Genomic DNA, 26,862 nt, shown 5'->3' with positions numbered 1-26,862 from the left:
GATATAAACATGTATTTATATCCCCGAAATCGCATCCTGGAGTAGACCATTGGCCCGAGCGTCATATCTTTTTACATCTGAAAGCGTTTCTGAAGGCCATCCGGACAAAGTCTGTGACAGGATTTCAGACGAAGTTGTTGACCTGTATTTCCGTCACACCATCGCCGAAGGGCTAGACCCTTGGGCCTTGCGCTGCGCGGCAGAGACCTTGGCGACCACCAATCGGGTGGTTATCGCGGGCGAGTTCCGTGGCACCGACACCGTTACCGAAGACTTGATTGCGCATACAGCGCGTATGGCGATCAAGGACATTGGCTACGCCCAAGACGGCTTCCATTGGCAATATGCCGACATTGAAGTGCTGTTGCATGGCCAGTCCGAACATATTGCAATGGGCGTAGACGCCAGCGGCAATAAGGAAGAAGGCGCAGGCGATCAGGGCATCATGTTTGGCTATGCCACCAATGAAACCCCAGAACTCATGCCAGCCCCTATTCAATTCAGCCATAAGATTCTGAAAGACCTGGCCGATGCGCGCAAAAGTGGCGTGCTGGCCATGCTGGGCCCCGATGCGAAAAGCCAAGTCACTGCGCGCTATGAGAATGGCAAGCCAGTGGCTGCAACCTCGATCGTTCTATCGACCCAGCACCTCGACGAAAGCCTGACTAGCGAAGATATTCGCGCAATTGTGGAACCATACATCCGCAATGCATTGGGCGATATTCTGCCAATCGACCGCGATTGCGTCTGGCATATCAACCCAACTGGCAAGTTCGTCGTTGGCGGACCTGATGGCGATTGCGGCCTGACCGGTCGTAAGATCATCGTCGACACTTATGGTGGCGCGGCTCCCCATGGTGGTGGCGCGTTCTCGGGCAAAGACCCGACGAAAGTGGACCGTTCTGCCGCCTATGCAGCTCGCTATTTGGCAAAGAACATCGTCGCAGCCGGTCTGGCTGACCGCTGCACGCTGCAGCTTTCCTATGCCATTGGCGTGGCAGAGCCTTTGTCGATTTACGCCAATTGCGATGGGACGGAACGTTGCGATCTCGACAAGCTGGAAGCCCGTTTGCCGCAGCTGATGAAGCTGACACCGCGCGGCATTCGCGGCCACTTGGACCTAAACAAACCAATCTATGCCCGCACGTCTGCCTATGGACATTTCGGCCGTGCACCTGAAGCCGATGGCGGTTTCTCGTGGGAGAAAACCGATCTGATCGACGGCTTGAAAGACTTGCTCTCGTAAGTCACACTTCCATAAATGAAAAAAGGCTGTCAGGACGAACCTGACAGCCTTTTTTATGTTCGATGTGTCGCTTTAGCCCGCGATATATTGCGCGCCATTGATGGTCAGCGTTGAGCCATTGATGAAGCCAGGATCTTCTACCAGGAACAAAACAGCGCGCGCAATCTCCTCGCTTTCGCCCAAGCGGCCGCAAGGAATGCCTGCCTTCACTTTGGCCAGTGCATCTGGGTGCATGGCGGAAACCATTTCCGTCGCAATATAGCCCGGTGCGACGCAATTGACGGTCACGCCCTTGGCGGCACCTTCCTGCGCCAAGGCCTTGGTGAAGCCGATCACGCCAGCCTTGGCAGCGGAGTAATTGACCTGACCAACTTGGCCCTTCTGGCCGTTGATGGAAGAGATATTGATGATACGGCCATAGCCACGCTCCCGCATGCCATTGATTACTGGACGGGTGCAATTGAACAAGCTGTCGAGGTCGACATTGATCACACCGCGCCATTGCTCGGGTGACATTTTGTGGAAGAAGCCGTCTTTGGTGATACCGGCGTTGTTAACGAGCACGTCGACCGGGCCGAGATCGGCTTCAACTTTTGCCATGGCAGCTGCACAGGCTTCATAATCACCAACATCAAATTTATAGGTAGCAATTCCTGTTTCCGCTGAAAATGCTGCGGCGGCCTCATCATTGCCGCCATAATTGGCAGCCACTGCATATCCTGCATCGCGTAAAGCGATTGAAATTGCCGCGCCAATGCCGCGCGATCCGCCTGTAACAACTGCAACTTTAGTCATGTCTTCCTCACCCACCTTGATGTGTTTGTTTTGCTGGCACCCTAACCAAACTCCATCCGCTTGGAAGTTGTTTTTATGTCGCACTGCAGTCTAATGTGACGGGCCACCACCTTTCGGATTTTTGCGAGAAAGTAGAAGCCATGCTCAAGACCTCCCGTCGTGAAACTTTATGGGGCTTGGGCCTTGGTCTGACAGGTACGCTGTGCCTACCCGAAGCGAGCAAGGCCAAGGGCGGACGTGTCTTGAAGGCTGGGGCCGTGGCAACGGCAGATACCCCTTCGGCAGAAATTGGCATTCAAATTCTTGAGGCCGGCGGCAATGCGGTCGATGCCGCCGTCGCCATCGGCTTTGCACTTGCCGTCAGCTATCCCGAAGCGGGTAATATTGGCGGCGGCGGCTTCATGACCCTCGTCATCCAAGGCAAGCCCTATTTCCTCGACTATCGCGAGACAGCACCTGCCAAAGCCAGGGCCGATATGTATTTGAACGCAGAAGGCGATGTTCGGCCCGGCAGCACGGTGATTGGCAATTTGGCAGCGGGAACGCCCGGGACGGTAGCCGGCCTTTTTGCCGCCCATCGCCGGTTTGGAAGACTGCCCTGGGCTCGCGTTGTTGGGCCCGCCATTGGCTTGGCGCGGGAGGGGTTCACCCCGCAAGCTCAAATGATCCGTATCTATCAAGAAGCCTTCGCGGAACTGGGGCGCGATACGAACCTGGGCAGCTATTTTGGTACTATGGCAGAGGGTAAGATCTTTACCCAACCAGACCTTGCCAACACGCTTGAAGCGATTGCCCAACGCGGCCCTGCTGCCTTCTATCAAGGCCGCGTCGCCAGCCAAATCGTGGCACAAATGAGCCGGGGCGTCGAGAAAGGGCTGATCAGCCTTTCAGACCTTGAAGCCTATCGTCCGGCTTGGCGTACCGCGCTAACCTCCAAATGGCGTGGCTATGACGTTGTTAGTGCGCCGCCGCCCAGCTCAGGTGGCATTGCTCTCCTGCAGCTACTGGGCATGAAGGAGGCACGATCGGATTTGTTTGCAGGCGTTGCGCACAATTCCGCTCAATACATCCATTTACTGGCGGAATTGGAAAAGCGCGTGTTCGCCGATCGCGCCGTTTATCTGGGTGACCCTGACTTTGTCGAGGTGCCCGTCGCGCGATTGTTGGCGGCAGACTATATCAAGACGCGGGCAAAGGGTGTGCAGGCAGAGTTTCCATCGCCAACTGAGCAAGTTCGCCCGGGCCTCGAGAAACCACAGACCACGCATTACTCGGTCGTTGATGCAGACGGCAATGCGGTTTCCAACACCTACACGATCAATGGTTGGTATGGCTCAGGCGTCGTGGTCGAAGGTGCGGGCTTCCTGCTCAATAATGAGATGGATGACTTTTCAGCAAAGCCCGGAATTGCCAATCAGTTTGGCGTGGTGGGAGGTGATGCCAATGCGATCCAGCCTTTCAAACGACCTCTTTCATCGATGACGCCAACCATCCTAATGAAGAATGGCGTGCCTGCGATGGTATTGGGCTCGCCTGGAGGGTCGCGCATCATTACGACCGTTTTCCAAGTTCTGCTGAATGCGCTGGACTATAAGATGCCCTTGAAAGCTGCCGTGGATGCCCCGCGTTATCACCACCAGCTTCTGCCAGAAAACACCATTTACACCGAACCCTACGCGCCAGCACCCTTAGACCTGAAGCAAGAGCTTGAGCGCCGTAATTATCGGATTGAGGCGCAAAGCTATAATGGGGACATTGCGGCCATTCAGGTCATGAATGGTCAACCCCTTGTTGCGCCTGATCCACGTGCACGTGGTGCCGCACGGATCACGCGAAGCTAGAATAATTGGCCTATCGGGCCGCACGCTTTTGAAGTTGGAGCAGCTCGGCCAGTTCTTTGGCATGGTCGATTGCAACGACGACCCCATCATCAGTTTCAATTTCAAACAGACGTCTTAGCATCCGCGACAATACCATCGCATCGCCGGGGGCGAGCGGGCCCAAGAATTGCAGGGCGATGCGCATGACGCGCAAGACTGGCTCACTTGGAAGTTGCGGCGCGGTGCCATCTGGCGCGCCTGGGCCAGAGCTGGACTTCGTGCGGTGGTTATCATTGACCGTGGTAACAAGCGAAAAGATGGTCATATCAAGTTCCAGAAACAAAAAGACTAAGGCTAGAGTGAAGCTGCAAGAGCTTCGCCGTGGTGGTCATGGTTGCAAATTGAGGGACGAGGCGCATAGCCGCATGTGCCACCGAGAGCGATGTGTCATGAGGTTCGACGGTGGCGTGCGACACGGCATCTGCAACCAAAGTTACAGCGACACCCAAGTCGGCTGCCGCGACCGCGGTTGACAGACAACACGGCACCAGCGAGCGGCCAATCAAAATTATGTCCTCTGTCTCACTCATGACCAGATAATCGCGCAGCGCAGAGGAAGAGAGTGCGGAGGGGCCCCGGCATTGAAAGACCGGCTCGTCAGGCTCGGGCCGCAGACTGGCAATTGGATTTGGGGCGCGATCTTGGCGATACACGTGGACAATTTGCCAGCCCTGCTTGCGAGCAGCGTTCAGGATCAGGACGCTGTTGTGAATGCAGGTACGCCAAGAGGCCGGCTCCTCCGACAAATGTCCGTCAACAACGAGATCGCTACAGATTAGAAGCGGTGGTGCTTGGTTTTTGGGGCCCGGATACGCGAAACTGTGGGAATACATTTTTAGGCTTGCCTTGCTGTTCGTAATGGAATCAATCTGTTGTTGGAATGGTCCAGGATACCGGGCTGGTCCCATTCGCCTTCTGGCCGCAAAAGGATCATAGGGTCGGTATCCACATGGATGGCCGCTTCATGTTTCGGAATGAATTTTTCGACTTCAACATATTCATGGTCTGAAAAGGCCAGGGTCGCGCGTTCAGGTCTTGGGGTCACACCGCAAGCGCGCTGCCACAGACCAGCGATTGACGGCTCAACATGGCCAAGGGCGTGGCTATATCCCTTTTGGGCACCCAGTTCGAACGACGCATCTAAGAGAGCAGCACCTAAGCCTGACTTGCGATAGCGTGGAAGCACGGCCACCCGCTCAACTTTGAAGAATTGCGCAAACCAGCGCAGCCGGACACAGCCAACAGGCTCTCCATTTAGTCGAGCAATCAGGTGCGTAGCGCCTGCAAAATCATTTCCGTCTATCTCTTCGTGATACGGGCAAGATTGTTCATGCATATAGGCAATCGCTCGCAACGAAATCACTTGCATGATTTCATCGAGGCGATGGGCAACCCGAATTTCCCATTTGGGCCCATTACTCGGCACAAGCCGCTCTGGCACACGTGTTGTCGGAATCATGCGGCACCTCTGTTTTGCAAGAAGAAAGCTTCAGCTTCCTGATGGGAGGGCATCCTGAGAGTGCCAATTTTGCTCCCCTCCACCACGGTCAAGTTCATGCGCCCCTTAAGAAGTCTTGCGCCATCATCGGTGACAGCGCGCATGTACCAGTCTGCTGTCGGGATGATATGTTCGGAAATGAACATGCCGAGGTTCACCAGTAGGCGGGCCGCCTCGTGCCGCGAGACGGCAATCCCCCAACCAAATATCCCGGCCGGCTCTTCTTCGTAGGAACAAATATGGGCTGGGTTGGGGCTTATTGCATTGAAAGCATCATCCAGGACGGCTTGATTGCCAGCAATCGTGAGCGGCACCACACCCAAAAGGCCGCAAAGTGGACTTGAATCCTCAACATCGGGCTCACCGTTAAGCCCGGCATAGGTCACACCCAGAAGGCCAAGTTTCGTGCGATCATAGACCAAAGCCATGGTTCCAAGGCTAGCCAGCGGCTCTCCAACCAAGCCCACAGCCAACGAACGTGCCTCAATTAAACGCGAACCGGAAAGGGCATGGACGTTGAAGTCGGCGGCCGCGCGCGCGATACGCTCAAGTGTCGTGCGGCCCTGCATCGGACTTCGAACTTCGAGATTGGTGCGAGTGAAGCGCTGCGACATAGAATCTTTACTAACGGCCCTTCTAGCGAGCCTTTTGCCAACCCCATCGCCTCGTAAATGGCCATTTTCAGCCCCGATCAACGACTTTGGCTACCTATTGGTCGCAAAAATAGACTTACTCAGCAAAAATAGCTTGGGGAGCCAGAATAATTGCAATAGAGTGACTGCTTACTTGAGGGGACCCTACTTGAAAGAAGTTGTCCGCCACCGATCAGACCTATCTGATCTTCACGTCTTTTATGCGGTCGCTGTCTGCGGCGGACTAAACGCGGCCGCTCGCAGCCTTCGGGTCGACCCTTCAACTGTGTCTCGCGCGCTCGATCAATTGGAGGCCCGGCTGAATACCCGATTGGTACGGCGTACCGCGCAAGGTGTCGTGCTGACTAAGGCGGGGGAAACGGCTTTAGCCCGGGTGCGTACCATCGAGAACCAGATTGAGGAGATGGAGCGGGAAGTCTATGATTCCGAAGCAACATCTCCCGTTGGCGCGGTGACATTGTCTTGCTCAGACGGGGTCGGTGCCTATCTTTTGACGCCGGCGCTGACCCACTTATTGCGGGAAAATCCAAAGTTGGACGTGCGGTTGGATTGTGGACTTTGGCCCAATAACCCAATGGAAGCGGACGCAGAAATTGCCCTTGTTTTCAATGCTGAGCCCGTACCAGGCTATGTATCAAAGCCAGTGGCCTATTTCCACTATGCCCTATTTGGAACGCAGGCTTTCTTTGAACTATATGGCACACCCGACAGCCTTGAGGATGCGCTTCGGCATCCTTTTTTGCACCATACGGCACAGAACCTGACAGCAAACATGCCGCGGAAGATTCCTGCGTTTCAGGATTTGGCGCGCAGACGGGTCGAAACCAATTCCAGCGCCGCCGTTGTTGAGGGCGTTTTAGCAGGTATCGGGCTAGCTGGCATGCCAAGCGTTCTGGCTTCTATCTACCCGGAATTGGTCATGGTGGGTGAGGCCATAGAACCGGTAGAGTTAAGCCTCGTTTATCATCGCGACATTGAACGAATTCCTCGGATCAAGGTTGTTCTGAAGTGGTTGGAGGCGGTTTTCGACCAGAAAACCAAGCCTTGGTACCGCAGGGAATTTGTACCGCCCAACGAGTTTGCACCGTTTCTGGGGGGGCAAGCGCCTAGTCTGCCGCTCGGGGCAGGTAAAGTTACCGAGAGGGCACCTGCACAAACCCAGGTGCCAAAACGTCGTATCGCCACATCTGGTGCTTAAGTTTGTAGTAATGGAGTATGTGAAGTGTCCGGAAAAGAGAACGTAAACCCCCGTAAGGCCGATGACCTCGATCATTTTGTTGCGCAGCGGGTTCGCCGGCAACGTGATGCCGTCGATATGACTCAAGACCAACTTGCCCAAGCACTGGGCATTTCGTTCCAGCAGCTTCAGAAGTACGAGCGTGGCGTCAACCGGATTTCCGCGTCGCGTTTGTTCCAGATTTCGTGTGTTCTGGGTGTCGGACCTGAGTATTTTTACGAAGGCGTTGACTCTTCTCAATATGGCGCAGCTCCTAAGTCCGAGCGTGCTGAGGGTCCACAGTCTTCCATCCTCAGCCTGATCGCACAGAACCCAGATGCTACAGATCTGGTCATCGCGTTCGCCGCGATCAAATCTTCCAAGCAACGCCAGAAGGCGATCGACTTGGTAAAGTTGCTGGCAGACTGAGTGCGTAGCCGTGGCGTTTAGGACGCAGGTGTCCTAGCGCCAACGGCGGGGCTAGACACAACCTTGGCGTGACATCATATTGAACCCTATTGTATAGGGAGCAATTATGATGAGTGCGTTTCCAGAGTCGGTATCTTCCAAGAAGCCATTTTCGATAGGACGTGTTCTTCCCGTTGTCGCCGCGGTCATTGCGGTAGGTGGTCTTACTTTCTGGTTTGTGAAACCGAAGCCTGACGTTCGCTATGCGCGGGTTGCAACCACAATACTGGATCAGGCGCAGCCGGGTTCCAAAGTGGTGACGAAATTAGATCGCGGCGCAAAGGTCAACGTCATGTTGGCTAAGGAGCTAGATGGCTGGGCAATGGTCACGATTCAGCCGTCAAGCGGCGGTTTCCTTCCCTTGTCTGAGATTGACACGGACCGCCGGCCCGTTCTTACCGGGGCCTACAAAGCCAAAGCACTCCAGAAAGCTATCTCGCTGCGGGAGGAGCCCAATCCCGTGACAGCGCAAGTCGATCAGATCCCTGCGAAAACCATGGTGCAAGTCTGGGGTTATACCGCGACACCGTCGGGGAACTGGGCCGAAATCACGCGCTATAAAGAAAAGGGCGTTGGATATGTGCTGCGTGAGGAGCTGGAAGCCGCATTCGAATGAAGCGGCCTTCCCTGTTGGGACTAGCCGCGTGGAATAAGAATGGTCGCACCCGTTGTTTGTCGCCCCTCCAAGGCGCGATGCGCGTCGGCCGCCTGCTCCAGTGAGTATCGCGCACCAATGACGGGTCGGATTACGCCTTTTTCGACTAAGGCGAACAGGTCTTTGGCGGCTTGATCCAATTCTTCAGTGGTTGCCACATAATCAAACAAGGTTGGCCGAGTTAGAAAGAGGGAGCCACGACGGGACAAGTCGAGCGGAGCAACCGGTGCGGGCGGACCGGATGCATTGCCAAAACTGACGACCAATCCCCGTCGTGCGGCGCTGTCGAGCGAAGCCACCAGGGTATCGGCGCCAACGGAGTCGTAGACGATGTCACAGCCCTTACCATGTGTAAGCGCCTTCACCCGTTCGGCAATCGGCTCTGAGCGATACAGGATAATTTCTGAGCAGCCATGCTCACGTGCCAGCTCTGCTTTGGCTTCGCTCCCGACCGTTCCGATCACACGAACGCCTAAATATGCGAGCCAGGAGCAGGCAATTAGGCCAACTCCGCCAGCTGCGGCATGAAAAAGAACGGTGTCACCAGCTTTTATGGGTCGCAAGCGCTGGATCAGGAATTCGGCGGTCAAGCCCTTCAAGAGGATGCCCGCGGCAACATCGAGCCCGATACTGTCTGGAACTCTTACCGCCCTGCCTTCTGGCACAGCAGCATAGTCGGCATAGGCACCCAACGGACCCGATGAAAAAGCCACACGGTCGCCAATTGCAAAGCGAGTTACTTTTTCGCCAAGAGCCGTCACGAGACCCGCACCTTCAAGGCCAAGCCCTGAGGGCAAGGGAATCGGGTAAAGGCCTGTACGTTGATAGGTATCGATGAAATTGAGACCACACGCGGCCATCTCAATCAAAATTTCATCAGGCTTTGGCGTGGGGATTGGGACCTCGCGCAATTCGAGGACTTCTGGTCCGCCAAGCCGAGAAAGGCCGACTTGACGCATCATGACAAGGCTTCCGCGAAGAAGGCCATCGTCCGCTCATTCGCCAGCATGGCCCCCTTCGCATCATAATGCTCGCCACCAACCCGAGCAAAGGCGTGGTCGAGACCCTCATAGGTATGCATCTGGATTTGGGGATGGCCAGAGAGCCCAGCTTTCATGGCGGCCTGTGCATCCTTGTTTACAAATGAGTCTTCAGAAGCAACGTGTAGAAGCAATGGTTTGGTCTCTGCAGTGGCTTCGGCCAAACGATCCTGAATACCAACACCATAATAGCTGACGCTGGCATTGATGGTGGTGCGGGTTGCCGTCAGATAGGCCAACAATCCACCCAGGCAATAACCAACTGCGCCGATTGTCGCGTGAGTTTGCCGGACATAATCAATGGTGGCCTGAATATCGACGACGCCTTTGTCCACGTCAAACTTCCCAAAATAGTCAAATGCTTGCTGCCATTCTTCGGGCGTTTGGTCGGTGATATCGATACCGGGCTGGATACGCCAGAAAAGATCTGGAACCACGGCAAAATAGCCTTGGGCTGCATAGGTATCGGCCAAGTCGCGCATGACCTTGTTGACGCCAAAGATTTCTTGAATCACCACCAAAGCTCGGCCGTTGGCCTGCGCTGGCTTGGCAATATAAGCTGTGAATGCGCCATCTGGTCCGTTGATCGTGACATGCTCGCCCATATGTGTATCCTCCGCAAAATCAAAATTGATCGTCGCCTTGCTTGACCTGACGAAAGTCGCGCCCCAAGTGAGGGGGTGTAACGGCTATGACCTAGTCGCAAGACCACAGGATGACAATCGGTTTTGTTGTCTTTCGGAAAGACCACGATGGGTGAGGCGCGCGGCCAAGATTGTTTGTCCGCAAATCTGGAGATAGGTAGCATGAAAGTCAGCATTGAAGTGGATTTGACACCGACCGAGGCGCGCGAGCTTTTGGGCATGCCTAACCTGACATCCATTCAAGAAGCGTTTGTTGGGATCGCGAAAGACAAAATCGAGAAGACCGGCAATATGGTCGATGTTGAGCCCATGCTACGAACCTGGACAGGGCTTGGTGGCGCGGCCACGGAAGCCTTCGGCGCGCTTGTCGGCGCGGCCTTAAAGGTAGCGACCAGTGATATGCCTTCAAAGCCCGCACCGACAACGGACAAAGGCACGAGTGACACGACCTCGTGACACTTTCTACAATTGTAGCTCTGGCCTCAGGGCCGGGGCCGGCCGGGGTCAGCATCATCCGTTTGTCTGGGCCCGCTTGTACGACGGTCGCGCAGCGCTTGACCGGTGTCATACCCCAGCCGCGCCGCGCAAAACTGGTACGCGTGGTCGATCTGAACAGCGAACCTATTGATCATGCTTTGGTTTTGTTCTTTCCAAAGCCGAACAGCTTTACGGGCGAAGACGTCTTAGAACTGCAGGTCCACGGCGGACGTGCCGTCGTGCGCGATACCATTGAGGCTTGTCTGGGCGTTTCGGATGTGCGGCTTGCCGAAGCGGGCGAGTTTAGTCGCCGCGCATTTATGAATGGGAAGATGGATCTGACCGCGGCCGAAGGCTTAGCCGATTTGGTCGAGGCCGAAACAGCCGCGCAACGTCGCCAAGCGCTCCGGCAGATGGACGGAGAGCTGGCAGATGAAATGGGTCGCTGGCGCGACGCGGTGATTGATTGCCTTGCCGACGCCGAGGGCGACATCGATTTCCCGGATGAGGATTTGCCTCCAGGCTTGAGTGATCGGGCGCGTAGCCGCATTCACGCCCTTAAAGAACGCTTAGAAGGCTTCTTGAGCGAGTCCCAGCGTGCGGAGCGGGTTCGCACTGGCTTTCAGGTTGCAATTATTGGCAAGCCAAATGCTGGTAAATCTAGTTTAATCAATCAATTAGCGCGTCGAGATGCGGCGATCGTGTCCCCGATTCCAGGCACAACTCGCGATATTGTTGAGGTACGTCTGATCTTGGGCGGGATGGTGATCCTGATTTCTGACACGGCGGGCCTGCGGGATTCTGAGGACTTGATTGAGGCAGAGGGGGTGCGTCGGGCCCGTCAACGCGCCAAGGAGGCTGATTTGCGTCTGGCCCTTGTGACAAGCCATGACGATAAATCAGAATTCGAAGATTTGATGAACGATGGAGATCTTTGGCTTCTTGGTCAGGCGGATCGTGTAACGTGGGCGGACGCGCGCGCCGGGGAGCTCTGTGTTTCAAGCGTGACCCGACTTGGGCTGGACGAACTGGAAGCCCTTCTTACACAACGGGCGCAAGCAGACCTTGGTAAGTTTGAGGCCGCGCCTTTAACGAGGCTGCGCCATCAGGAAGCGGTTCGCGAAGGTGTCGCGGCACTGGATCGGGCGCTGACAGCTTCGGTCCATGCGCCGGAACTGGTTGCAGAAGACTTGCGCTTGGCTGCGCGGGCTTTAGGTCGTGTAACGGGGCGCGTAGACATGGAAGATGTGCTTGACCGGCTTTTCTCCCAGTTTTGCATCGGCAAGTAGGGCTTTAGAACACATCTGGTTTCACGTGAAACAGCCCTGAACCGATGAGTCGACCTAGGCTCGAAATTTGGCTATGGAGACCGCCCCATTAAGAGGCAAGACTTTGGCACAGAGCGTTTACGACATTATCATCATTGGCGGCGGTCACGCTGGCTGTGAGGCAGCGGCTGCTAGTGCGCGCGTTGGTGCCAAGACACTCCTTGTCACCCATAACGCCGCCACGATCGGCGAGATGTCGTGCAACCCTGCGATTGGCGGCCTTGGCAAGGGCCACTTGGTCCGAGAGATCGACGCTTTAGACGGGTTCATGGGCAAAGCCGCTGATGCTGCAGGCATCCAGTTCCGAATGCTTAACCGCTCCAAGGGACCTGCCGTTCGCGGACCACGGGCGCAGGCGGATCGCAAACTTTATCGGGAAGCCATCCAGTCACTTCTGGCCGGGCAGGACAATCTAGACATCCTCAGTGCCGCAGTTGAAGACTTGATCCTCGAGGACGGGAGTTGTCGCGGCATTGTGCTGGGGAATGGCGACCGGATTGATGCAGGCGCGGTTGTGCTCACAACTGGCACCTTTTTGAATGGGATGATCCATTTGGGCCAAAAGACTTGGCCGGCCGGGCGTATTGATGAAGCCCCGGCTATTGGGCTGGCCCAAACCCTTTATCGGCTCGGCTTGCCGATGGGACGACTTAAGACTGGCACACCGGCACGACTGGATGGTCGCACCATTGACTATAGTGTCTGTGAAATGCAGCCGGGGGATGAGCCCCCAACCCCCTTTTCTTTCCTGAACGAACAGATCACCACACCTCAGGTGCCATGCTGGATCACGTGGACGAACGAGGCAACCCATCAAATCATTCGCGACAATCTCCATCTATCGGCTGTTTATGGTGGTGCGATTGAAGGCCGCGGCCCACGCTATTGCCCTTCGATCGAGGACAAGATTGTGCGGTTCTCAGATAAGGATCGCCACCAGATATTCTTAGAGCCGGAAGGTCTGGATGATCCAACCATTTACCCCAATGGTATTTCGACGTCCTTCCCGGAAGAAGTCCAAGCGGCCTTCATGCGCACGATCCCGGGTCTGGAGCAGGTGGAGATCCTGCGTTACGCCTATGCGATTGAGTATGATTATGTAGACCCTCGTGCATTGGGTTCAGACCTGTCCGTTCAATCCGTCCCAGGGCTGTATCTGGCCGGGCAGATTAACGGGACGACTGGCTATGAGGAAGCTGCAGCACAGGGTCTCATGGCCGGCCTAAATGCCGCGCGACGGGTGAGCGGGCTCCCGCCCTTTAGTTTCCGTCGCGACGAGGCCTATATTGGCGTGCTGATTGACGATCTGATCACGCGCGGGGTTTCAGAGCCCTATCGGATGTTTACATCGCGTGCTGAGTACCGCTTGACGCTCCGTGCCGACAATGCAGACCAGCGCCTCACGCCAATCGGGATCTCGCTCGGTTTGGTCGGCGCGCATCGGACACAAGCATTCGCACAAAAGCTGAGTGAAATTTCGTCGGCGCGTTCCTATGCGACTGAGACCACGATCACACCGACCGAGGCCGCAAAGCTAGGCCTGCCCGTCAACCAAGATGGCCGGAAACGCAGCGTGTTGGAGCTGATTGCCCACCCCCAAATCGGCTTGCCGCGTTTGATGGACTTTTTCCCGGGCCTAACAGAGATGAGCCAGCGGGCCCTGACACAGCTTGAGACCGAAGCGGTTTACTCAGGCTATTTGGATCGCCAGCAAGCCGATATCGTCGCCTTCCGTCGAGATGAGGACTTGGTACTGCCACAAGATCTCGACTATAGCGCGATCGGCGGTCTTTCTAATGAGGCCCGAGAGAAGCTTTTGGCGGTGCGCCCGACAACATTGGGTCAGGCCTCACGTATTGAGGGCATGACGGCCGGGGCACTTACTGCCCTGCTGGCTTTTGTTCGCCGAGGGGTAAGCGCGCGTGCGTCCGCCTGACTTAAACGGGGGCCGGACACCCGAGGCCGTGCAAGCACTACTTATGTCGGACTATGGTGTTTCACGTGAAACCATCGAACAATTTCTGGCCTATCAAGCCATACTTGCCAAATGGGCACCACGGATCAATCTCGTTGGCGCATCGACCCTCGGCTCCTTCTGGGATCGCCACATCCTCGATTCTGCACAAATTCTGCCACTCGCGCGTCCCGAGGCCAAGAGCTGGGTCGACTTCGGTTCAGGCGCTGGCTTCCCGGGATTGGTCATTGCAGCACTTGTACAGCCAGTCGACGGAGCACGGGTTACGCTCATTGAAGCCAGCACCAAGCGCTGCGGCTTTTTAAGGGAGGCAGCCCGTGCCATGCAGGTGCAAGTCGATATCATCAACGACAAACTCGAAAACGTCATGCCCCGCCCGGTCGACATCATTACCGCGCGGGCCTTTACGGCCCTAGATCGCCTCCTCGCCTATGCGGAACCTTGGCAAGGGCCCAGGACGCAAGCACTGTTTCCAAAGGGGGAAGAAGTGTCGGCCGAGCTTGCACAGGCCTCGACAAACTGGCTGTTTAAGTCGACAATCCATCCCTCGGTCAGCGATGCCCGGGGCTGCATCGTTGAGATCACCGAATGCCAAGTCAGAACAGGGTCCACGCAAACATGAAGAAGACACGCGTCATTGCCGTGGCAAACCAAAAGGGTGGCGTTGGCAAAACCACAACCGCAATCAACCTTGCAACAGCGCTTGCCGCCGTCGGGGAAGCAGTTCTGATCTTAGACATTGATGCGCAGGGTAATGCCTCAACAGGTTTGGGTGTCTCAGCGGCAGCACGTAAGCTTACCTCCTACGATGTCATTATGGGGGAGGCCTCGTTTGCAGAGGCAGCCATCCCGACTCGCATTCCCAATCTTGCGGTCATACCGGCCAGCGTCGATCTAGCCGGAGTCGAGATGGAATTGGCGCAAGCACCCAACCGGGCATTCCGCCTGCGCGATGCCCTCGCCCGCCACCGAGTTGACATCAGCCGTGGCGATGGGGTGCATTATGATTTTATTCTGATCGACTGCCCGCCTTCCCTTAATGTCGTCACCATCAATGCGATGACGGCGGCTGATGCAGTGCTGGTTCCGCTCCAATGCGAGTTTTTTGCGCTGGAAGGCCTCACGCAATTGATGCGCACCGTCGATCTCGTCAAAGGCTCGCTCAATCCAGCGCTGGAAATCCAAGGGATCGTGCTGACGATGTATGACCAGCGCAACAATCTGTCCGACCAGGTTGCGCTAGATGTTCGCACCCATTTGGGTGACAAGGTCTATGCGACCGTTATACCCCGCAATGTCCGGGTTTCTGAAGCCCCTTCCTTTGGCAAGCCCGCCCTCCTCTACGACTACAAATGCTCTGGCAGCCAAGCCTATATGCGCTTGGCGAGCGAAGTCCTGCAACGCGAACGCACAAGGTTAGTAGCATGAGCGACGAAACAGAACTGGGCATAAAAGCCCCAAGCAAGAGCGACAACCGCCCCGCACGCGGCTTAGGACGCGGACTTTCTGCGCTGCTGGGCGACACCGAAACAACGCGCCCCACCGAAGAGCGCGGCGCAGACGGCGGGACACGTGAGATTGGTCTCGACCTCATTGTCCGCAACCCCCAACAGCCACGTCGTCAATTTGACGAACATGACCTGCAGACCTTGGCCGATTCCATCCGACAGCATGGCATCTTGCAGCCGTTGCTACTGCGCGTGCTTCCTGATGCGTCCGGCCGTTATGAGATTGTGGCTGGTGAGCGACGTTGGCGCGCTGCGCAATTAGCAGGCCTGCATGTTGTGCCTGCCTTGGTACGTAGCTTTGATGACCTCGCCACGTTGGAAGTCTCCATTGTTGAGAACGTGCAACGCGCCGACTTGAACCCGATCGAAGAAGCCCTTGCCTTTCAACAATTGGCCGAGCGTTTCGGGCGCACCCAACAAGCCATTGCAGACACTGTCGGCAAAAGCCGAGCCCATATCGCAAATACCTTGCGACTCCTGTCCTTGCCGGAATCGGTAAAAGATCTTGTCAGGTCCGGAGACCTCAGTGCAGGTCACGCGCGCGCAATCATTAGTGCGCCCGACCCACTCGCCGCAGCTCGCGCGATTATCGATCGGGGTTTAAGTGTCCGCGATGCTGAAAAGCTTTTGACCAAGTCTGAAGGTTTTAAGATTGGCTCTGGCGGCAAACGCGACGATCCAGGTGACGCAGATTCAAAAGCGCTCGCCCACGACTTGTCCGCGACACTCGGTTTGGATGTCAGCTTAGCCCACAAGGGCGAAAAAGGTGGTGCCCTTACAATTCATTATCGCAGCCTAGAGCAATTGGACGACTTGTGCCGGAAACTCACCGCTATGGCGCGATAATAATCAATCAGACGAATCAACCAAATTCAGCGCCACTGCTTGGTCCGCCGCCGCCGATCCTGACAACAAACATAAACGCATCACCCCTTTAGAAGCTGCTTCTGCCAAACAAGCCGCCAAATCCACTGCCTGAAGGCTGTCTACAACTGCATCAAAAGTACCGTCATCCCTCCCGACATGCACCCAGGGCAAACCCGTACGCAGACGCTTCTCAAAGCCTGCGATCTGTTGAAGTCCTTGTTCGGCAAGAAGTCCCAGGCGAACCACTACGCCAGCCGATTCCAACCGCGCCACCCCTAGACCCCGCGTGCGCAGGTCAGGGTCCAACACACTGATGGTCACTCCACCAATGCCGGCTTCCACCAAAGTGTTGCTGCAAGCAGGGCCGCGACTGCTGTCATGCGCACAAGGCTCCAACGTTACATAGGCATGAGAGCCCGCCGCCTTCGGACCCGCCATAGCTAACGCCATGGCTTCACCATGCGGCCTGCCGCCGGCTTGGGTTCGACCTTCCCCGACAATGATCCCATCGTGTACCAAGACACAGCCAACGCTGGGATTGGGCGCGGTATGACCAAGGCCTAATCGTGCAAGCTCCAGCGCACGGGACATGAAACCTATGTCAGCCAGCGACCACTGTATCACCGGCTCTGGCATGGATTTATCCGATAACGGGCAAAGGCTGTGCCCGGCTGGCATCGAGATATTTGGCCGAAATAGGCTTCAAGGTGCTGTCCAATTCAATCAACAACGGATTGCCTGTTGGAACTTCGACTTCCATGATCTGGTCTTCATCAAGCGCGAATATATGCTTGATTATGGCACGCAGTGAGTTTCCATGCGCCGAAATCACGAGGCTCTCGTGCTTCAAATGCGGCGCAATGCTTGCCGACCAATAAGGCAATACGCGCGCCAAAGTCATCGCCAAACTCTCACCGTCCGGCAAAGCGCCAGCTGGTACATGCTGATAACGCAAGTCATGGACAGGATGGAACGGATCAGACTTTGGTTGCGGCGGTGGCGGCACGTCATAGGAGCGCCGCCAAATGCGCACTTGTTCTTCGCCGTGCTTGGCCATCGTTTCAGTTTTATCCAGGCCGGTGAGCGCGCCATAGTGACGCTCGTTCAGACACCAGCTCTTTTCTTCAGGCAGCCAACAGCAATCCATTTCCTCCAGCGCCAGCCACAGAGTCCGGATCGCACGGGTCTGCAGCGACGTAAACGCCCGCGAGAAACCAATACCGGATGATTTCAAAAGCTGCCCGGCCTTGCGGGCTTGCGCCTCCCCTTCAGCAGTTAAGTTCACGTCCATCCACCCAGTGAACCGATTCTCAAGATTCCATTGTGACTGTCCATGGCGAACTAACGCTAAATACGGCATTGCTAATCCTTCAAAACGCGAAAATCGGCACCTTGGCCTCAGATCGGGCCACATAAGAGATATCTTGAAGCTTAATCAAGCCAAGAGAGCGAAATCAGAAGCGAATCACCTAGCTACTCAATTTTGCAATGCTGCAGTGCAATATCTATAAAAGCCAATTATTTCAAAAAGTTCCTGCAAGGATTCACACGAAATCATTCAAATTCCGAATTGCCCAGTGCAAAAAACGTTGAAAATTTTGCAGATGCGAGATAAACAGGCCTATGGATGCCGTGGCGTCCCTGCCCTTTTTGGGCGTTTCCTCCCAAACACCTTTAAGGCCGGGCCTCGTGCCCGGCCCTTTTTTCTGCTCTATCTCAACCAGAGCGGCGCGGCACTCTTGCTTCAGCCACCTCAACGAGGCGCGCAACAAGTCCAGACAATATTTCCGCCACGTCCGCAAACGAGTTTCGTTTGCTCATGGCCCCCTCAACCATGTAAAGAGACCGATTAATCTCAATCTGCAAACTATGTTGGTTTTGAGCAGGTTTTCCATAACGCTCAGTCGCATAACCACCAGCATAAGGATTATTGCGTGCCACACGCAGGCCCTTGGACCTGAGAAATGAAAAAGCCTCAGCCATATAAATAGGCGCGCAGGCGGCACCAAAACGATCCCCTAACACAATGTCATTCTCGGGCAGGCCAGATGCCGAGGCAGGCATAGAATGACAATCCAACACAAAAGACTGGCCAACAGCCTGCTTCTCGGCCTCGATCAAACCCTCAATTGCAGCGTGCCACGGCACATAAACCTCATTCAATCGGGCCTGGGCGGCAGCAAAGGACAAACGACTCGCATAAATCTCGACGCCATCCCCAACGGTGCGGGGAATAACGCCCAGCCCCGCCAAGACCCGCGGCGACGGCACGCGCCGGTCGCCGGATGGAAGATCGTGAATAAGGTCCGGATCAAGTTCATCCGGACTACGATTTAAATCCACATAGGCGCGGGCAAAATCCGCCACCAGCAAAGATGCGCCTAGGACCGGGCTAGCCGCCATAAGTTCGTCTACAAATGCGTCTTCCGAGCGCCTCAACGCAAGCCTGTCTAATTTTGAGCTGTGCAACAGGTCACCAGGATAGAAGCGGCCGGAATGTGGGCAACAAACAAGCACGCCAGAACGACCAGCCAATGGACGTAGCAAACGATAAGCAGGCGGCCGCATCTCCGACGCGCCGCCATGATCAACCCGCCGAAACTCTGTCGCCGTACTACATTCCTGCATAGCAAACCTTTAGCCCCGGGGCGTTGAAAATAAAAGAAGGTCGCGAAGCAACTCGACCGCCAAAAAATACATACCGCAACCTGTGCAAAAATTGCTTCAGGACAAGACTTGTCAACCTCCCCTTCACCATATTGAGCGATTAACACGCCTAACAACAAACGGAGCACGGCCAAAATGGCGAAAATTCTCTTAGCGGAAGATGACGATTCCTTGCGGACGTTCCTTGCTGCTGCGCTTAATAAAGCAGGCCATATTGTTGCAGATTTCCCAGATGGGGATCAGGCGCTTGAGGCCCTGAACGCAATGGGCTTCGATTTGCTTCTGACAGACATCGTGATGCCAGGTGTAGACGGCGTCGAACTTGCGCGACGGGCAGCCGAAGTAGACCCGGCCATGAAGATCGTCTTCATCACAGGCTTCGCAGCAGTAGCACTCAATCCTGCCAACCAAGCCCCCTCAAAGGCGAAAGTCCTTTCCAAACCTTTCCATTTGCGAGAACTGGTCGCTGAAGTGGAAAAGGTCATGGCGGCTTAAGCTAAACCCTCAACCCGACGCCAACTCCGTCCAAATGTGCTGCGCCGCGTAGGCGCGCCACGGTCGCCACGCCTGTGACCGCTGCTCAAGCGCGTCGCGTGTCGGTCGCTCTCCTCCCGGCTGCACCAAACCTCGCGCCAAAGCGACATCCTCAGCCGGAAAGGCATCTGGGTCCCGCAGCGCGCGTAGCGCAATATAGCTGGCGGTCCATGGGCCGATCCCTTTAACGCCCAGCAGTCGCGCCACTACGACCGGCGTATCCCCGCCGAAGAAGTCCTCTTCCGCGAGATACGCCTCGCAATATGCCTTTAGACAACACACCCGCGCCTGTGGCATGCCCAGAAAATCCAACGATGATGCCAGAATGGATTCTGCCGATGGGAATAGGCGCGACACACCCGATCCTTGCGCCCATTCATTGGGCAAAGCCGCCCCCAATTGAGATACTAAACTCGCACCCAGCTTAATGGCAGCACTGACTGTGATCTGCTGACCAAGAATGGCCCGAACACCGATCTCAAAAGGGTCGAACGCGCCAGGGACCCGCAAACCTGGCCTGCGCAGAACCAAAGCCTGCAGCGCTAGATCTTGACCCAAATGTGCACCAATCACATCGGGATCAGCAGCCAAATCAAAGGCTTCGCGAAACCGTGCTATCACTTTGGGCAACAGAGTCAGATCCTGCAGCCTCACCTGCACATCCAGCCAATCGCCCTTACCCTGCGCCGCAGCAACCAAGCCAATCTGGCCGTCTAAACAGAGGCTCCGGCGATAAATGCCCGCTTCAAAAGTCTCCACCCCCGGATAGAGCCGCGCCCTCATAAACTCTGCCATAGCGCCCCAGTCATAAGGTGGACGGTAACGAAGCTTTAGGTGAATATCTGCGGCAGGAATACCAGGCCCTGCAACGCCAATCTCACGAAGCAAAAAAGAGGGCGCAGTCTTAAACACCTGATGGAACGACTCATTGAAACGACGGATCGAACCAAATCCCGAAGCCATGGCGATTTGGGTGATACTCAAATCCGTTTCATGCAGCAATTGTTTCGCGAGTAACAAGCGGCGGGTTAGGGCAACGCTGACCGGGCTTGCCCCAACATGCTTCAAAAACAGCCGACGCACTTGTCGCTCGCCTAAGCCAAGCCGGGCAGCCATTTGGTCCACACTTCCGCTATCCAGCGCCCCTTCCTCAATCAAGCGTAGAGCCCGCCCTACCGAACTTGATGTACCTCGCCAAGCTGGGGTATCCGGCGCGGTCTCGGGACGGCAGCGTAAACAAGGTCGAAACCCCTCATCTTGCGCCACAGCGGCCGAGGGATAAAAAAAGACATTCTCACGCTTCGGCAGCCGAGCGGGACAGATTGGCCGACAATAGATTCCCGTCGTTTTAACGGCGGTAAAGAAGCGGCCATCATAGCGGCTATCGCGCGCTGAAATAATCGCATAGCAGGCGTCTTGATCGAGGGTCATGGGCCCCTCTTGCCACCACACCAGCTTAGGGTCTAGCGGAATTCGGACATGACTAGACACAAACGCGGCGGCCAATCAGTGCGTCCGAAAACCGCTAGCCAAGTCCAAAGCAATGTTTCAGACCAAAGCCAGTGCTATTCCCTTGTCATAGGACCCCTCTCATGAAGCTCACGCTCAGCCACATTGACACCCCTACCGGCCCAATGATGATGTTATTGGATGACGAAAAGCGTGTACGCCTGCTTGAATGGGTCGACCATCAGGCTCGTATGGATCGCCTACTTGCGCGCCACTATCCCAAGACCAGCTTCTCAGTCTCTGAAGAGACGCCACCAGAGCGCTATGACCAGGCCATACATGCCTATTTTGCAGGCGAGATCAATGCGCTCGATGCCCTGCCGATTGCCTTTGGCGGCACAGTCTTCCAGCGAACAGTTTGGCAAGCGCTACAGACCATCCCCGCTGGCCGGACCCTTAGTTATGGCCAGCTGGCCGCCCGGATCGGCAATCCAAAAGGGATGCGGGCGGTGGGCCTTGCTAATGGTGCCAATCCAATCGCACTCATTGTGCCCTGTCACCGCGTCATTGGCGCGAACGGCACGCTGACAGGTTACGGAGGCGGCATGGAGCGAAAACATTGGCTCTTGCGCCATGAAGGGTCGCTGCCACAAAATCTCTTATAGGGCTCTTCTGCCCGCTGGGCAAAGCAGATGAGATCGCTTAAACAAATTCCATGACCACTTTCGGCGACCGCCTAACCGAACAAACCCGCTTGCGCGCCACCCCGCTCTGCGTTGGCTTTGACCCCTTCCCCGACTTGATCCCGTCAATTTTTGGCCCGAAGGGCGAGCTCGAAACACTCGAGCGCTTCTTTAGCGCTGTCATCGAAGAACTCGCCGGCCAAGTGCCCATCGTAAAGCCCCAAATTGGCTTGTTTGAACCTTGGGGCGCCGATGGCGTCGCACTGACTGGAAAGCTTTCTCGTTTCGCCCGAGACAAAAACCTTTTGGTCCTGATCGATGCCAAACGCGGCGACATCGGATCCACTGCGGAAGGTTATGCGCGCGCCTTTCTCGGCGCAAACGCCCCAACCCCCTGCGACTGCTTGACGGTCAACCCCTATCTGGGCCTCGACTCGCTCCAGCCCTTTGCCGATGCCGCGAGAACAAATGACAAAGGTATCGCGGTTCTTGTCCGAACCTCCAATCCCGGCGCGAAGGACTTTCAAGATATCGATTGCTCTGGCGCCCCTCTTTGGGTCCGGATCGGAGAACAACTTGTCGGCCTCCAAGATGACTTGATGGGACAATCTGGCTTTTCATCGCTCATGGTGGTGTGCGGTGCCACTTGGCCCGAAGAAGCTGTAAGATTGCGCGCTATTCTTCCAGGAACCCTCTTTCTGGTGCCAGGCTATGGCGCACAAGGCGGGGCGGCCAAGGATGCGCTTGCGGGACTTTTACCTGGACCAAGCGGCCATGAAGGCGGCGTAGTCTCGTCTTCCCGCGCAATTCTGTATAGTAAAGCTGCCGCAGAAGCCCAATCGCTGTCAGCTTGGCGAACCGCCTTTCAGCAAAACTTGCAAGCCTCAATTAGCGAACTCAGGGCTGCGTCCGTAGATGTCGCAGGGGCACGATAGATTAAATCAATCAGAGCACCGATTTCAGGATGGAATGACCACAATGTGCGACTTATTCGAGACGCCAACGCCCCGGGTCTTCACCATTCCGCCAGCAGTATCGTTTCTTGACCTACTCGCTCGTACTTTAGTCGACGCCCTGTCGCACGATGAGACCCCGTTTGCGCTGTCTGATGCTGTCATTGTGCTTCCAACCCGCCGGGCGGCACGTGGGCTTGCTCAAGCCTTTTTAAACTGTAGCCCACAGGCCGCTACGCTTTTGCCGCGCATCCGCACTTTGGGCGACCTTGCCCCTGACGACGCAGGCCTTGGTGAGTTTGGCGACGATTTAGACCAGACCCCAGCGATAGACCCACTCGCGCGGCGCCTGATTCTCGCCCGCCTCATCCAAGCACGCGGCCTCGAGTCTGACTGGTCAAACGATCCGGTCTCTGCCCTCCTTGCTGCCGACGCACTCGCGGATTTGCTGGACTCCGCCGCGATGATGGCCAGCGGTGCAGACATGTTTGATTGGTCCAAATTGTCGACCATGGTCAGCGAGCATGAGTTAGCCAAACATTGGGAACAATCGACCACTTTCCTATCCATTGTCACCGAAGCTTGGCCTGCCTATCTGGCCAGCGTTAACAAAGTTGATCCCGGCGTGCAGCAGCGGCGCAATATCGAGGCGATGGTGGATAAATGGCGCGCCGCCCCACCTGAACAGACAATCGTACTGGCAGGTTCCACCGGCTCCATGCCGGTAACACGCAAATTGATGCATCTGATCGCACGCCTCCCAAAGGGCATGGTCGTCCTGCCAGGTCTCGATACGCACATTTCAAGCGACGCGTGGATGGCCGCACGGCACGATGATCAACATCCCCAGCGTGCCCTGTCGGAAGCCATTGAAGCCATCGGGATCGAGCGCCATGACGTCCAAGTTTTGCCCGGTGTTGCAGAGCCGTTTGGACTGGCGCAGCGACGCCTTGTGATCAATGAAGCTTTGACGCCGCAAGCATCGACCGCTGACTGGCCATCGCGGATCGAGGAACTTGGACAGGAAAATATCATCGCTGGCCTTGAAGGCTTAACCCTAATTGAGGCGGCCAGCGAAGAAGAAGAAGCAAGTTTGATCGCCCATGAGTTGCGCGAAACACTTGAAACGCCAGATCAAACCGTTGCCCTCGTTACACCCAGCGCAGAGATCGCCCGCCGGGTTGCCGCAAAAATGCAGCGCTGGGACATTCAGGTAGATGTCTCATCTGGTCGCCCGATCAGCGATACCAGCGTAGGCAGCTTCCTACGTCATGTGATGCAGTGGAGCCAAGACCCTAGCGACCCTGTGGTCTTGTGCGCATTGCTCGGACATCCTCTGACGTCAGTTGGTCATGCGCGCGATCATGTTGTTGCCTGTGCAGCGGCTATCGAGATTGGCATCTTGCGGGGGCCACGAAAGGCCAGAACCCTTCCCCAATTGATTGGGCAACTTGAAGCCCTCAAACCCGACTACTGGCGCACCATAAAGGCCGATGGCCAGTCTGTGCAGAAGCACGATGGCATCAACTTACTCAAGAAACTTGATCAGCACCTTACCCAAGCAGGACCACTCAGCGGAGCCTTGCCGGAGTGCGCCCAGAGTATCGCTGCGTTAGCCGAAGTGCTCGCCGCCACACCAACCCAAAAAGGCGCCGACATTGTTTGGCGCGGGGAGGCCGGGGAATCCGCCGCGCGATTCCTTGCCGCTTTGATGGAACATGGCCATCTCTTTCCGCCAATCCAGCCCCAAGCAATCGGCCGCACCCTCGATCACTTAATGGTAGACTTGGTCGTTCGCCCGCGGGGGACGCATCCCCGCATCGCCATTTTGGGGCCCCTCGAAGCACGGCTTCTACAGTTCAATAAAGTGGTCTTGGCAGGCCTTGATGAAGGCGTCTGGCCACAACCTGCAGCGCCGGACCCATTCTTGTCTCGCCCTATGCGCCGGCATTTAGGTCTGCCTTCCCCTGACACACGGATCGGCCTATCTGCGCATGACTTCGCCCAATTTGCCGCCGCGCCTAATGTCGTTTTGACGCGCTCTGCCCGGCGAAAAGATGCGCCTGCTGTTCCCTCCCGGTGGCTCTGGCGGTTGAAGACCCTTGCAGCAGGGGCCTTAGGACAAACAAACGCACTTAGGGTTCTGACGGAGGGCTCGCCTTGGCAGTCGCTCTTGCGGGCGCACGCGCCTAACCGCGTCTTCGAACCGACCAGAGCCATTCCAAGCCCACGACCACCTGTGGACGCCCGCCCGCGCAGCTTTCACGCGACGCAAGTCGAGGTTTGGATCCGGGACCCCTATCGAACCTATGTTGAAAAAATCCTCAATCTACGCGCCCTTGACCCTCTAGGTGGGCCGATCAGCGCTGGTGTGCGCGGTAGTGCGATCCACAAAGGCTTTGAAGTCATCGCTGACTGGTACAATCACCCACCTTTAGACGCGCGCAAAGCCCTTCATCAGGCGTTTGAAACAGCCCTGTGCGAAGCTGGCTATGATGCTACAAGTCTTGCCGTGGAGATGGCACGCTTAGAGCCAACGATTGCTTTTGCTGCCACTCTCGAGATCGAACGCCTGCGCGCAGGCTGGTGCCCGATGGTGGAAAAGTCCGGGACCCTCACGCTCGACACACTCCAAGGGGATTTTGCCGTGACCGCGCGGGCGGACCGGGTCGATGTTGGACCTGAAGGCACCGAAATCCTCGACTTCAAAAGCGGTAAGCCCCCCTCCCCGAATGAAGTCTATGCCATGTTCGGCGCACAATTACCCATCATCGCGCTCATTGCAGCAAGGGGTGGCTTTGACGACCCCGCCATCGGTTTGCCCCATGATTTACGCCACATCCATGTTGGCGGTCGGAACCCAAAAGTCGAACCGGCGGTTCATGCCAAAACCAGTGTCGAAGAGCTTGTCGAACGGGCTGAGAATACGCTGAGAAAACTCTCGACCCTCTATCATGATCCAATGCGCGCCTATTTGCCCAAGCCGCGCGTCAGCCTGATCAAGAAGGCGACCTATGATGACCCCATCGACCGGCTGGCGCGACGGGCCGAGTGGGCCAATGCCGAGGACAGCGAATGACCCGCGACATCGTTACACGCACCAGCCAAAACCAAGCGATTGCCGCGACGCCTGAACTTTCTGTCTGGGCCAGTGCAAATGCAGGGGCCGGGAAAACAAAGGTCTTGATCGACCGCATTGCCCGCCTGTTGCTGCGCGGCTCTGATCCCGCCAAGATTCTGGCCGTCACCTATACCAAGGCCGCCGCGGCAGAAATGCAAACCAGACTCTATGAACTCTTGGGGTCTTGGACGATTTCGCCGGATCAGGACCTAACAAGCGCGCTGCAAAAACTCGACCCCGATTTGGGCGAGATTGAAGCCAGCTTCCTAGCTAATGCGCGCGCTCTGTTTGCAAAAGCACTGGAGACGCCCGGCGGCCTAAAAATTCAGACCATTCACGGCTTCTGCCAAACCATTCTCCAGCGCTTCCCGCTCGAAGCCGGGGTACCGCCGGGCTTTACCGTTCTGGAGGACGCGGCAGCCAAAGCCTTGCAAGCCAGGGTTTTTCAAGAAGCCTATGCCAAAGCCCCTGATGCCTTCCTACAAGTGGCGCGCCTCACGAGCCAAGATGATCATCAGAAACTGATTTTGGATGCTATGGCTGCAGCAGGTCCAGACCTTGCGGCCGACCCCGACTTTAAGGCGGTGGCCCAAGCACTGGCTTATACCCTCGCCATCGATCCGAACCGCAGCGAAGATTCTTATCGCGTGGCAGCCTTGCAGGCACTTGACCCGAAAGAACTTAAGTCCGCCGCCGCAACCCTTTCGCAGGGAAAGAAGTCAGACGTCGAAGTGGCGGAAAAGCTCATGCGTTTAGCCAATGTGGCAGATCTCGAGGACGCTTGGACTGCTTGGTTAGACCTCGTACTCACGAATACCGGACAAAAACGTAAACGCCTTTATACCAAGAAATTTGAGACAGATTATGCAATCACCTGCTTATTTGAAGAGGACGGCCCGCTGATCGGCGGCCTAACGGCGGCGCTAGAGAAAACACGCGCCGCCCAAACCTACCACCGCTCTATAGCCCTTACCCAAGCCGTTTATACCTTCAAGAAAACTTGGACTAAGGCCAAACGAGACATCGGTGCGCTGGACTTTGATGACCTCTTAGTACGGACCTCAACCTTGTTGCGGGCAGGGGAGGGGGCAGCGGCCTGGGTGCTCTATAAGCTCGACACAGGCCTTGCGCATATTCTGATCGACGAAGCCCAAGACACCAATCCGCAGCAATGGGACCTTTTGGAGCCGCTCTTCACGGTGCTA

The 26,862-nt window shown here is 56.2% G+C and carries 27 protein-coding genes; 16 read left to right on the top strand and 11 right to left on the bottom strand.

The features are described from left to right. Positions 1–49 precede the first annotated feature (49 nt). Positions 50–1,246, top strand: a complete 1,197-nt coding sequence (gene metK / locus ACIQ20_RS05725; protein ID WP_395778257.1) for a methionine adenosyltransferase — start codon at positions 50–52, stop codon at positions 1,244–1,246. 72 nt (positions 1,247–1,318) lie between these two features. On the opposite strand, the gene phbB is transcribed toward metK, so the two are convergent. Continuing rightward, positions 1,319–2,041, bottom strand: coding sequence for an acetoacetyl-CoA reductase (phbB, locus tag ACIQ20_RS05720; RefSeq protein ID WP_395778255.1), 723 nt, complete (start codon positions 2,039–2,041; stop codon positions 1,319–1,321). A gap of 140 nt (positions 2,042–2,181) precedes the next feature. Here phbB and ggt point away from each other — a divergent pair, with 140 nt between their 5' ends. Next, positions 2,182–3,882, top strand: a complete 1,701-nt coding sequence (ggt, locus tag ACIQ20_RS05715; RefSeq protein WP_395778253.1) for a gamma-glutamyltransferase — start codon at positions 2,182–2,184, stop codon at positions 3,880–3,882. 10 nt (positions 3,883–3,892) lie between these two features. Here the strand turns inward: ggt and ACIQ20_RS05710 are convergent, their stop codons facing one another. From ACIQ20_RS05710 to ACIQ20_RS05695, 4 genes are read right to left on the bottom strand one after another with little or no spacing between them, the layout of a single operon-like run. Beyond that, entirely contained in the window at positions 3,893–4,186 is a 294-nt protein-coding gene (locus ACIQ20_RS05710; RefSeq protein WP_395778251.1) for a hypothetical protein, read from the bottom strand. A 1-nt stretch (position 4,187) separates the two neighbouring features. After that, on the bottom strand, positions 4,188–4,754 hold the full coding sequence (locus ACIQ20_RS05705) for an isochorismatase family protein (RefSeq protein ID WP_395778249.1): 567 nt from the start codon (positions 4,752–4,754) through the stop codon (positions 4,188–4,190). A 2-nt stretch (positions 4,755–4,756) separates the two neighbouring features. Beyond that, positions 4,757–5,380: a GNAT family N-acetyltransferase gene (locus ACIQ20_RS05700; protein WP_395778247.1), complete on the bottom strand. Its 624-nt coding sequence runs from the start codon at positions 5,378–5,380 to the stop codon at positions 4,757–4,759. Then, on the bottom strand, positions 5,377–6,033 hold the full coding sequence (locus tag ACIQ20_RS05695) for a hypothetical protein (protein ID WP_395778245.1): 657 nt from the start codon (positions 6,031–6,033) through the stop codon (positions 5,377–5,379). Before ACIQ20_RS05695 ends, ACIQ20_RS05700 begins: the two co-directional genes overlap by 4 nt. Before the next feature lie 187 nt (positions 6,034–6,220). On the opposite strand from ACIQ20_RS05695, the gene ACIQ20_RS05690 reads away from it, so the two are divergent. The 3 genes from ACIQ20_RS05690 to ACIQ20_RS05680 all read left to right on the top strand — a co-directional run bounded on the left by ACIQ20_RS05690 (position 6,221) and on the right by ACIQ20_RS05680 (position 8,372). After that, positions 6,221–7,270: a LysR family transcriptional regulator gene (locus ACIQ20_RS05690; RefSeq protein WP_395778243.1), complete on the top strand. Its 1,050-nt coding sequence runs from the start codon at positions 6,221–6,223 to the stop codon at positions 7,268–7,270. A gap of 24 nt (positions 7,271–7,294) precedes the next feature. Continuing rightward, a complete protein-coding gene (locus ACIQ20_RS05685; RefSeq protein WP_395778241.1) occupies positions 7,295–7,717 on the top strand; it encodes a helix-turn-helix domain-containing protein in 423 nt (140 codons plus the stop codon). A 106-nt stretch (positions 7,718–7,823) separates the two neighbouring features. After that, positions 7,824–8,372 (top strand): hypothetical protein, encoded by a 549-nt coding sequence (locus tag ACIQ20_RS05680; RefSeq protein WP_395778239.1) that lies wholly within the window; start codon positions 7,824–7,826, stop codon positions 8,370–8,372. 20 nt (positions 8,373–8,392) lie between these two features. Here the strand turns inward: ACIQ20_RS05680 and ACIQ20_RS05675 are convergent, their stop codons facing one another. After that, positions 8,393–9,370 (bottom strand): quinone oxidoreductase family protein, encoded by a 978-nt coding sequence (locus tag ACIQ20_RS05675; RefSeq protein ID WP_395778303.1) that lies wholly within the window; start codon positions 9,368–9,370, stop codon positions 8,393–8,395. Beyond that, the gene (locus tag ACIQ20_RS05670) at positions 9,370–10,056 is read right to left on the bottom strand and encodes a dienelactone hydrolase family protein (RefSeq protein ID WP_395778237.1); all 687 of its coding nucleotides are present in this window, start codon (positions 10,054–10,056) and stop codon (positions 9,370–9,372) included. The genes ACIQ20_RS05675 and ACIQ20_RS05670 overlap by 1 nt, the downstream gene beginning before the upstream one ends. Before the next feature lie 201 nt (positions 10,057–10,257). Between ACIQ20_RS05670 and ACIQ20_RS05665 the strand changes: the two genes are divergently transcribed. The 6 genes from ACIQ20_RS05665 (at position 10,258) to ACIQ20_RS05640 (ending at position 16,229) form a co-directional block, all read left to right on the top strand. After that, positions 10,258–10,551, top strand: coding sequence for a DUF6489 family protein (locus tag ACIQ20_RS05665; protein ID WP_395778235.1), 294 nt, complete (start codon positions 10,258–10,260; stop codon positions 10,549–10,551). Continuing rightward, positions 10,548–11,861 carry a tRNA uridine-5-carboxymethylaminomethyl(34) synthesis GTPase MnmE gene (gene mnmE, locus ACIQ20_RS05660; RefSeq protein WP_395778233.1) on the top strand — a complete coding sequence of 438 codons (1,314 nt, stop codon included), beginning with the start codon at positions 10,548–10,550 and terminating at the stop codon, positions 11,859–11,861. Before ACIQ20_RS05665 ends, mnmE begins: the two co-directional genes overlap by 4 nt. A 103-nt stretch (positions 11,862–11,964) precedes the next feature. Next, on the top strand, positions 11,965–13,836 hold the full coding sequence (gene mnmG, locus ACIQ20_RS05655; protein WP_395778231.1) for a tRNA uridine-5-carboxymethylaminomethyl(34) synthesis enzyme MnmG: 1,872 nt from the start codon (positions 11,965–11,967) through the stop codon (positions 13,834–13,836). Further along, positions 13,823–14,497 carry a 16S rRNA (guanine(527)-N(7))-methyltransferase RsmG gene (gene rsmG, locus ACIQ20_RS05650; protein WP_395778229.1) on the top strand — a complete coding sequence of 225 codons (675 nt, stop codon included), beginning with the start codon at positions 13,823–13,825 and terminating at the stop codon, positions 14,495–14,497. Before mnmG ends, rsmG begins: the two co-directional genes overlap by 14 nt. Continuing rightward, positions 14,494–15,303 carry a ParA family protein gene (locus tag ACIQ20_RS05645; RefSeq protein WP_395778227.1) on the top strand — a complete coding sequence of 270 codons (810 nt, stop codon included), beginning with the start codon at positions 14,494–14,496 and terminating at the stop codon, positions 15,301–15,303. The genes rsmG and ACIQ20_RS05645 overlap by 4 nt, the downstream gene beginning before the upstream one ends. After that, positions 15,300–16,229, top strand: a complete 930-nt coding sequence (locus ACIQ20_RS05640; protein WP_395778225.1) for a ParB/RepB/Spo0J family partition protein — start codon at positions 15,300–15,302, stop codon at positions 16,227–16,229. The genes ACIQ20_RS05645 and ACIQ20_RS05640 overlap by 4 nt, the downstream gene beginning before the upstream one ends. 3 nt (positions 16,230–16,232) lie before the next feature. On the opposite strand, the gene ACIQ20_RS05635 is transcribed toward ACIQ20_RS05640, so the two are convergent. The 3 genes from ACIQ20_RS05635 to ACIQ20_RS05625 form a co-directional block, all read right to left on the bottom strand. Continuing rightward, positions 16,233–16,841, bottom strand: a complete 609-nt coding sequence (locus ACIQ20_RS05635; RefSeq protein ID WP_395778223.1) for a bifunctional diaminohydroxyphosphoribosylaminopyrimidine deaminase/5-amino-6-(5-phosphoribosylamino)uracil reductase RibD — start codon at positions 16,839–16,841, stop codon at positions 16,233–16,235. Positions 16,842–16,890: 49 nt separating this feature from the next. Then, positions 16,891–17,610 carry a 2,3-diphosphoglycerate-dependent phosphoglycerate mutase gene (gene gpmA, locus ACIQ20_RS05630; RefSeq protein WP_395778221.1) on the bottom strand — a complete coding sequence of 240 codons (720 nt, stop codon included), beginning with the start codon at positions 17,608–17,610 and terminating at the stop codon, positions 16,891–16,893. A gap of 356 nt (positions 17,611–17,966) precedes the next feature. Next, a complete protein-coding gene (locus ACIQ20_RS05625) occupies positions 17,967–18,878 on the bottom strand; it encodes an N-formylglutamate amidohydrolase (RefSeq protein ID WP_395778219.1) in 912 nt (303 codons plus the stop codon). A gap of 174 nt (positions 18,879–19,052) precedes the next feature. Here ACIQ20_RS05625 and cpdR point away from each other — a divergent pair, with 174 nt between their 5' ends. Continuing rightward, entirely contained in the window at positions 19,053–19,412 is a 360-nt protein-coding gene (gene cpdR / locus ACIQ20_RS05620) for a cell cycle two-component system response regulator CpdR (RefSeq protein ID WP_395778218.1), read from the top strand. A 9-nt stretch (positions 19,413–19,421) separates the two neighbouring features. On the opposite strand, the gene ACIQ20_RS05615 is transcribed toward cpdR, so the two are convergent. Beyond that, positions 19,422–20,882 carry a DNA-3-methyladenine glycosylase 2 family protein gene (locus ACIQ20_RS05615; protein WP_395778217.1) on the bottom strand — a complete coding sequence of 487 codons (1,461 nt, stop codon included), beginning with the start codon at positions 20,880–20,882 and terminating at the stop codon, positions 19,422–19,424. Between the two features lie 161 nt (positions 20,883–21,043). Between ACIQ20_RS05615 and ogt the strand changes: the two genes are divergently transcribed. The 4 genes from ogt to ACIQ20_RS05595 all read left to right on the top strand — a co-directional run. After that, positions 21,044–21,565: a methylated-DNA--[protein]-cysteine S-methyltransferase gene (gene ogt, locus ACIQ20_RS05610; RefSeq protein WP_395778214.1), complete on the top strand. Its 522-nt coding sequence runs from the start codon at positions 21,044–21,046 to the stop codon at positions 21,563–21,565. Positions 21,566–21,615: 50 nt separating this feature from the next. Beyond that, on the top strand, positions 21,616–22,518 hold the full coding sequence (pyrF, locus tag ACIQ20_RS05605; protein WP_395778212.1) for an orotidine-5'-phosphate decarboxylase: 903 nt from the start codon (positions 21,616–21,618) through the stop codon (positions 22,516–22,518). A gap of 43 nt (positions 22,519–22,561) precedes the next feature. Then, on the top strand, positions 22,562–25,615 hold the full coding sequence (gene addB, locus ACIQ20_RS05600; protein ID WP_395778210.1) for a double-strand break repair protein AddB: 3,054 nt from the start codon (positions 22,562–22,564) through the stop codon (positions 25,613–25,615). Continuing rightward, positions 25,612–26,862: UvrD-helicase domain-containing protein (locus ACIQ20_RS05595; protein ID WP_395778208.1), on the top strand; the 1,251-nt coding region annotated here is incomplete at its 3' end. The genes addB and ACIQ20_RS05595, both read left to right, overlap by 4 nt.

This window comes from Aquidulcibacter sp., from assembly GCF_044346625.1.
Classification (GTDB): domain Bacteria; phylum Pseudomonadota; class Alphaproteobacteria; order Caulobacterales; family Aquidulcibacteraceae; genus Aquidulcibacter.
This window is presented reverse-complemented; position numbering and strand designations above follow the sequence as displayed.

Bases quoted from the DNA above. Each gene is read 5' to 3' on its own strand.
- ACIQ20_RS05700 (WP_395778247.1), bottom strand. From the start codon at position 5,380: ATGATTCCGACAACACGTGTGCCAGAGCGGCTTGTGCCGAGTAATGGG.
- ogt (WP_395778214.1), top strand. From the start codon at position 21,044: ATGAAGCTCACGCTCAGCCACATTGACACCCCTACCGGCCCAATGATG.
- ACIQ20_RS05680 (WP_395778239.1), top strand. From the start codon at position 7,824: ATGATGAGTGCGTTTCCAGAGTCGGTATCTTCCAAGAAGCCATTTTCG.
- ACIQ20_RS05645 (WP_395778227.1), top strand. From the start codon at position 14,494: ATGAAGAAGACACGCGTCATTGCCGTGGCAAACCAAAAGGGTGGCGTT.
- pyrF (WP_395778212.1), top strand. From the start codon at position 21,616: ATGACCACTTTCGGCGACCGCCTAACCGAACAAACCCGCTTGCGCGCC.
- ACIQ20_RS05695 (WP_395778245.1), bottom strand. From the start codon at position 6,033: ATGTCGCAGCGCTTCACTCGCACCAATCTCGAAGTTCGAAGTCCGATG.
- ACIQ20_RS05635 (WP_395778223.1), bottom strand. From the start codon at position 16,841: ATGTCCCGTGCGCTGGAGCTTGCACGATTAGGCCTTGGTCATACCGCG.
- ACIQ20_RS05675 (WP_395778303.1), bottom strand. From the start codon at position 9,370: ATGCGTCAAGTCGGCCTTTCTCGGCTTGGCGGACCAGAAGTCCTCGAA.
- ACIQ20_RS05625 (WP_395778219.1), bottom strand. From the start codon at position 18,878: ATGCAGGAATGTAGTACGGCGACAGAGTTTCGGCGGGTTGATCATGGC.
- ACIQ20_RS05670 (WP_395778237.1), bottom strand. From the start codon at position 10,056: ATGGGCGAGCATGTCACGATCAACGGACCAGATGGCGCATTCACAGCT.
- ACIQ20_RS05705 (WP_395778249.1), bottom strand. From the start codon at position 4,754: ATGTATTCCCACAGTTTCGCGTATCCGGGCCCCAAAAACCAAGCACCA.
- ggt (WP_395778253.1), top strand. From the start codon at position 2,182: ATGCTCAAGACCTCCCGTCGTGAAACTTTATGGGGCTTGGGCCTTGGT.
- ACIQ20_RS05640 (WP_395778225.1), top strand. From the start codon at position 15,300: ATGAGCGACGAAACAGAACTGGGCATAAAAGCCCCAAGCAAGAGCGAC.
- ACIQ20_RS05665 (WP_395778235.1), top strand. From the start codon at position 10,258: ATGAAAGTCAGCATTGAAGTGGATTTGACACCGACCGAGGCGCGCGAG.
- ACIQ20_RS05615 (WP_395778217.1), bottom strand. From the start codon at position 20,882: ATGACCCTCGATCAAGACGCCTGCTATGCGATTATTTCAGCGCGCGAT.
- addB (WP_395778210.1), top strand. From the start codon at position 22,562: ATGTGCGACTTATTCGAGACGCCAACGCCCCGGGTCTTCACCATTCCG.
- cpdR (WP_395778218.1), top strand. From the start codon at position 19,053: ATGGCGAAAATTCTCTTAGCGGAAGATGACGATTCCTTGCGGACGTTC.
- ACIQ20_RS05710 (WP_395778251.1), bottom strand. From the start codon at position 4,186: ATGACCATCTTTTCGCTTGTTACCACGGTCAATGATAACCACCGCACG.
- phbB (WP_395778255.1), bottom strand. From the start codon at position 2,041: ATGACTAAAGTTGCAGTTGTTACAGGCGGATCGCGCGGCATTGGCGCG.
- gpmA (WP_395778221.1), bottom strand. From the start codon at position 17,610: ATGCCGTATTTAGCGTTAGTTCGCCATGGACAGTCACAATGGAATCTT.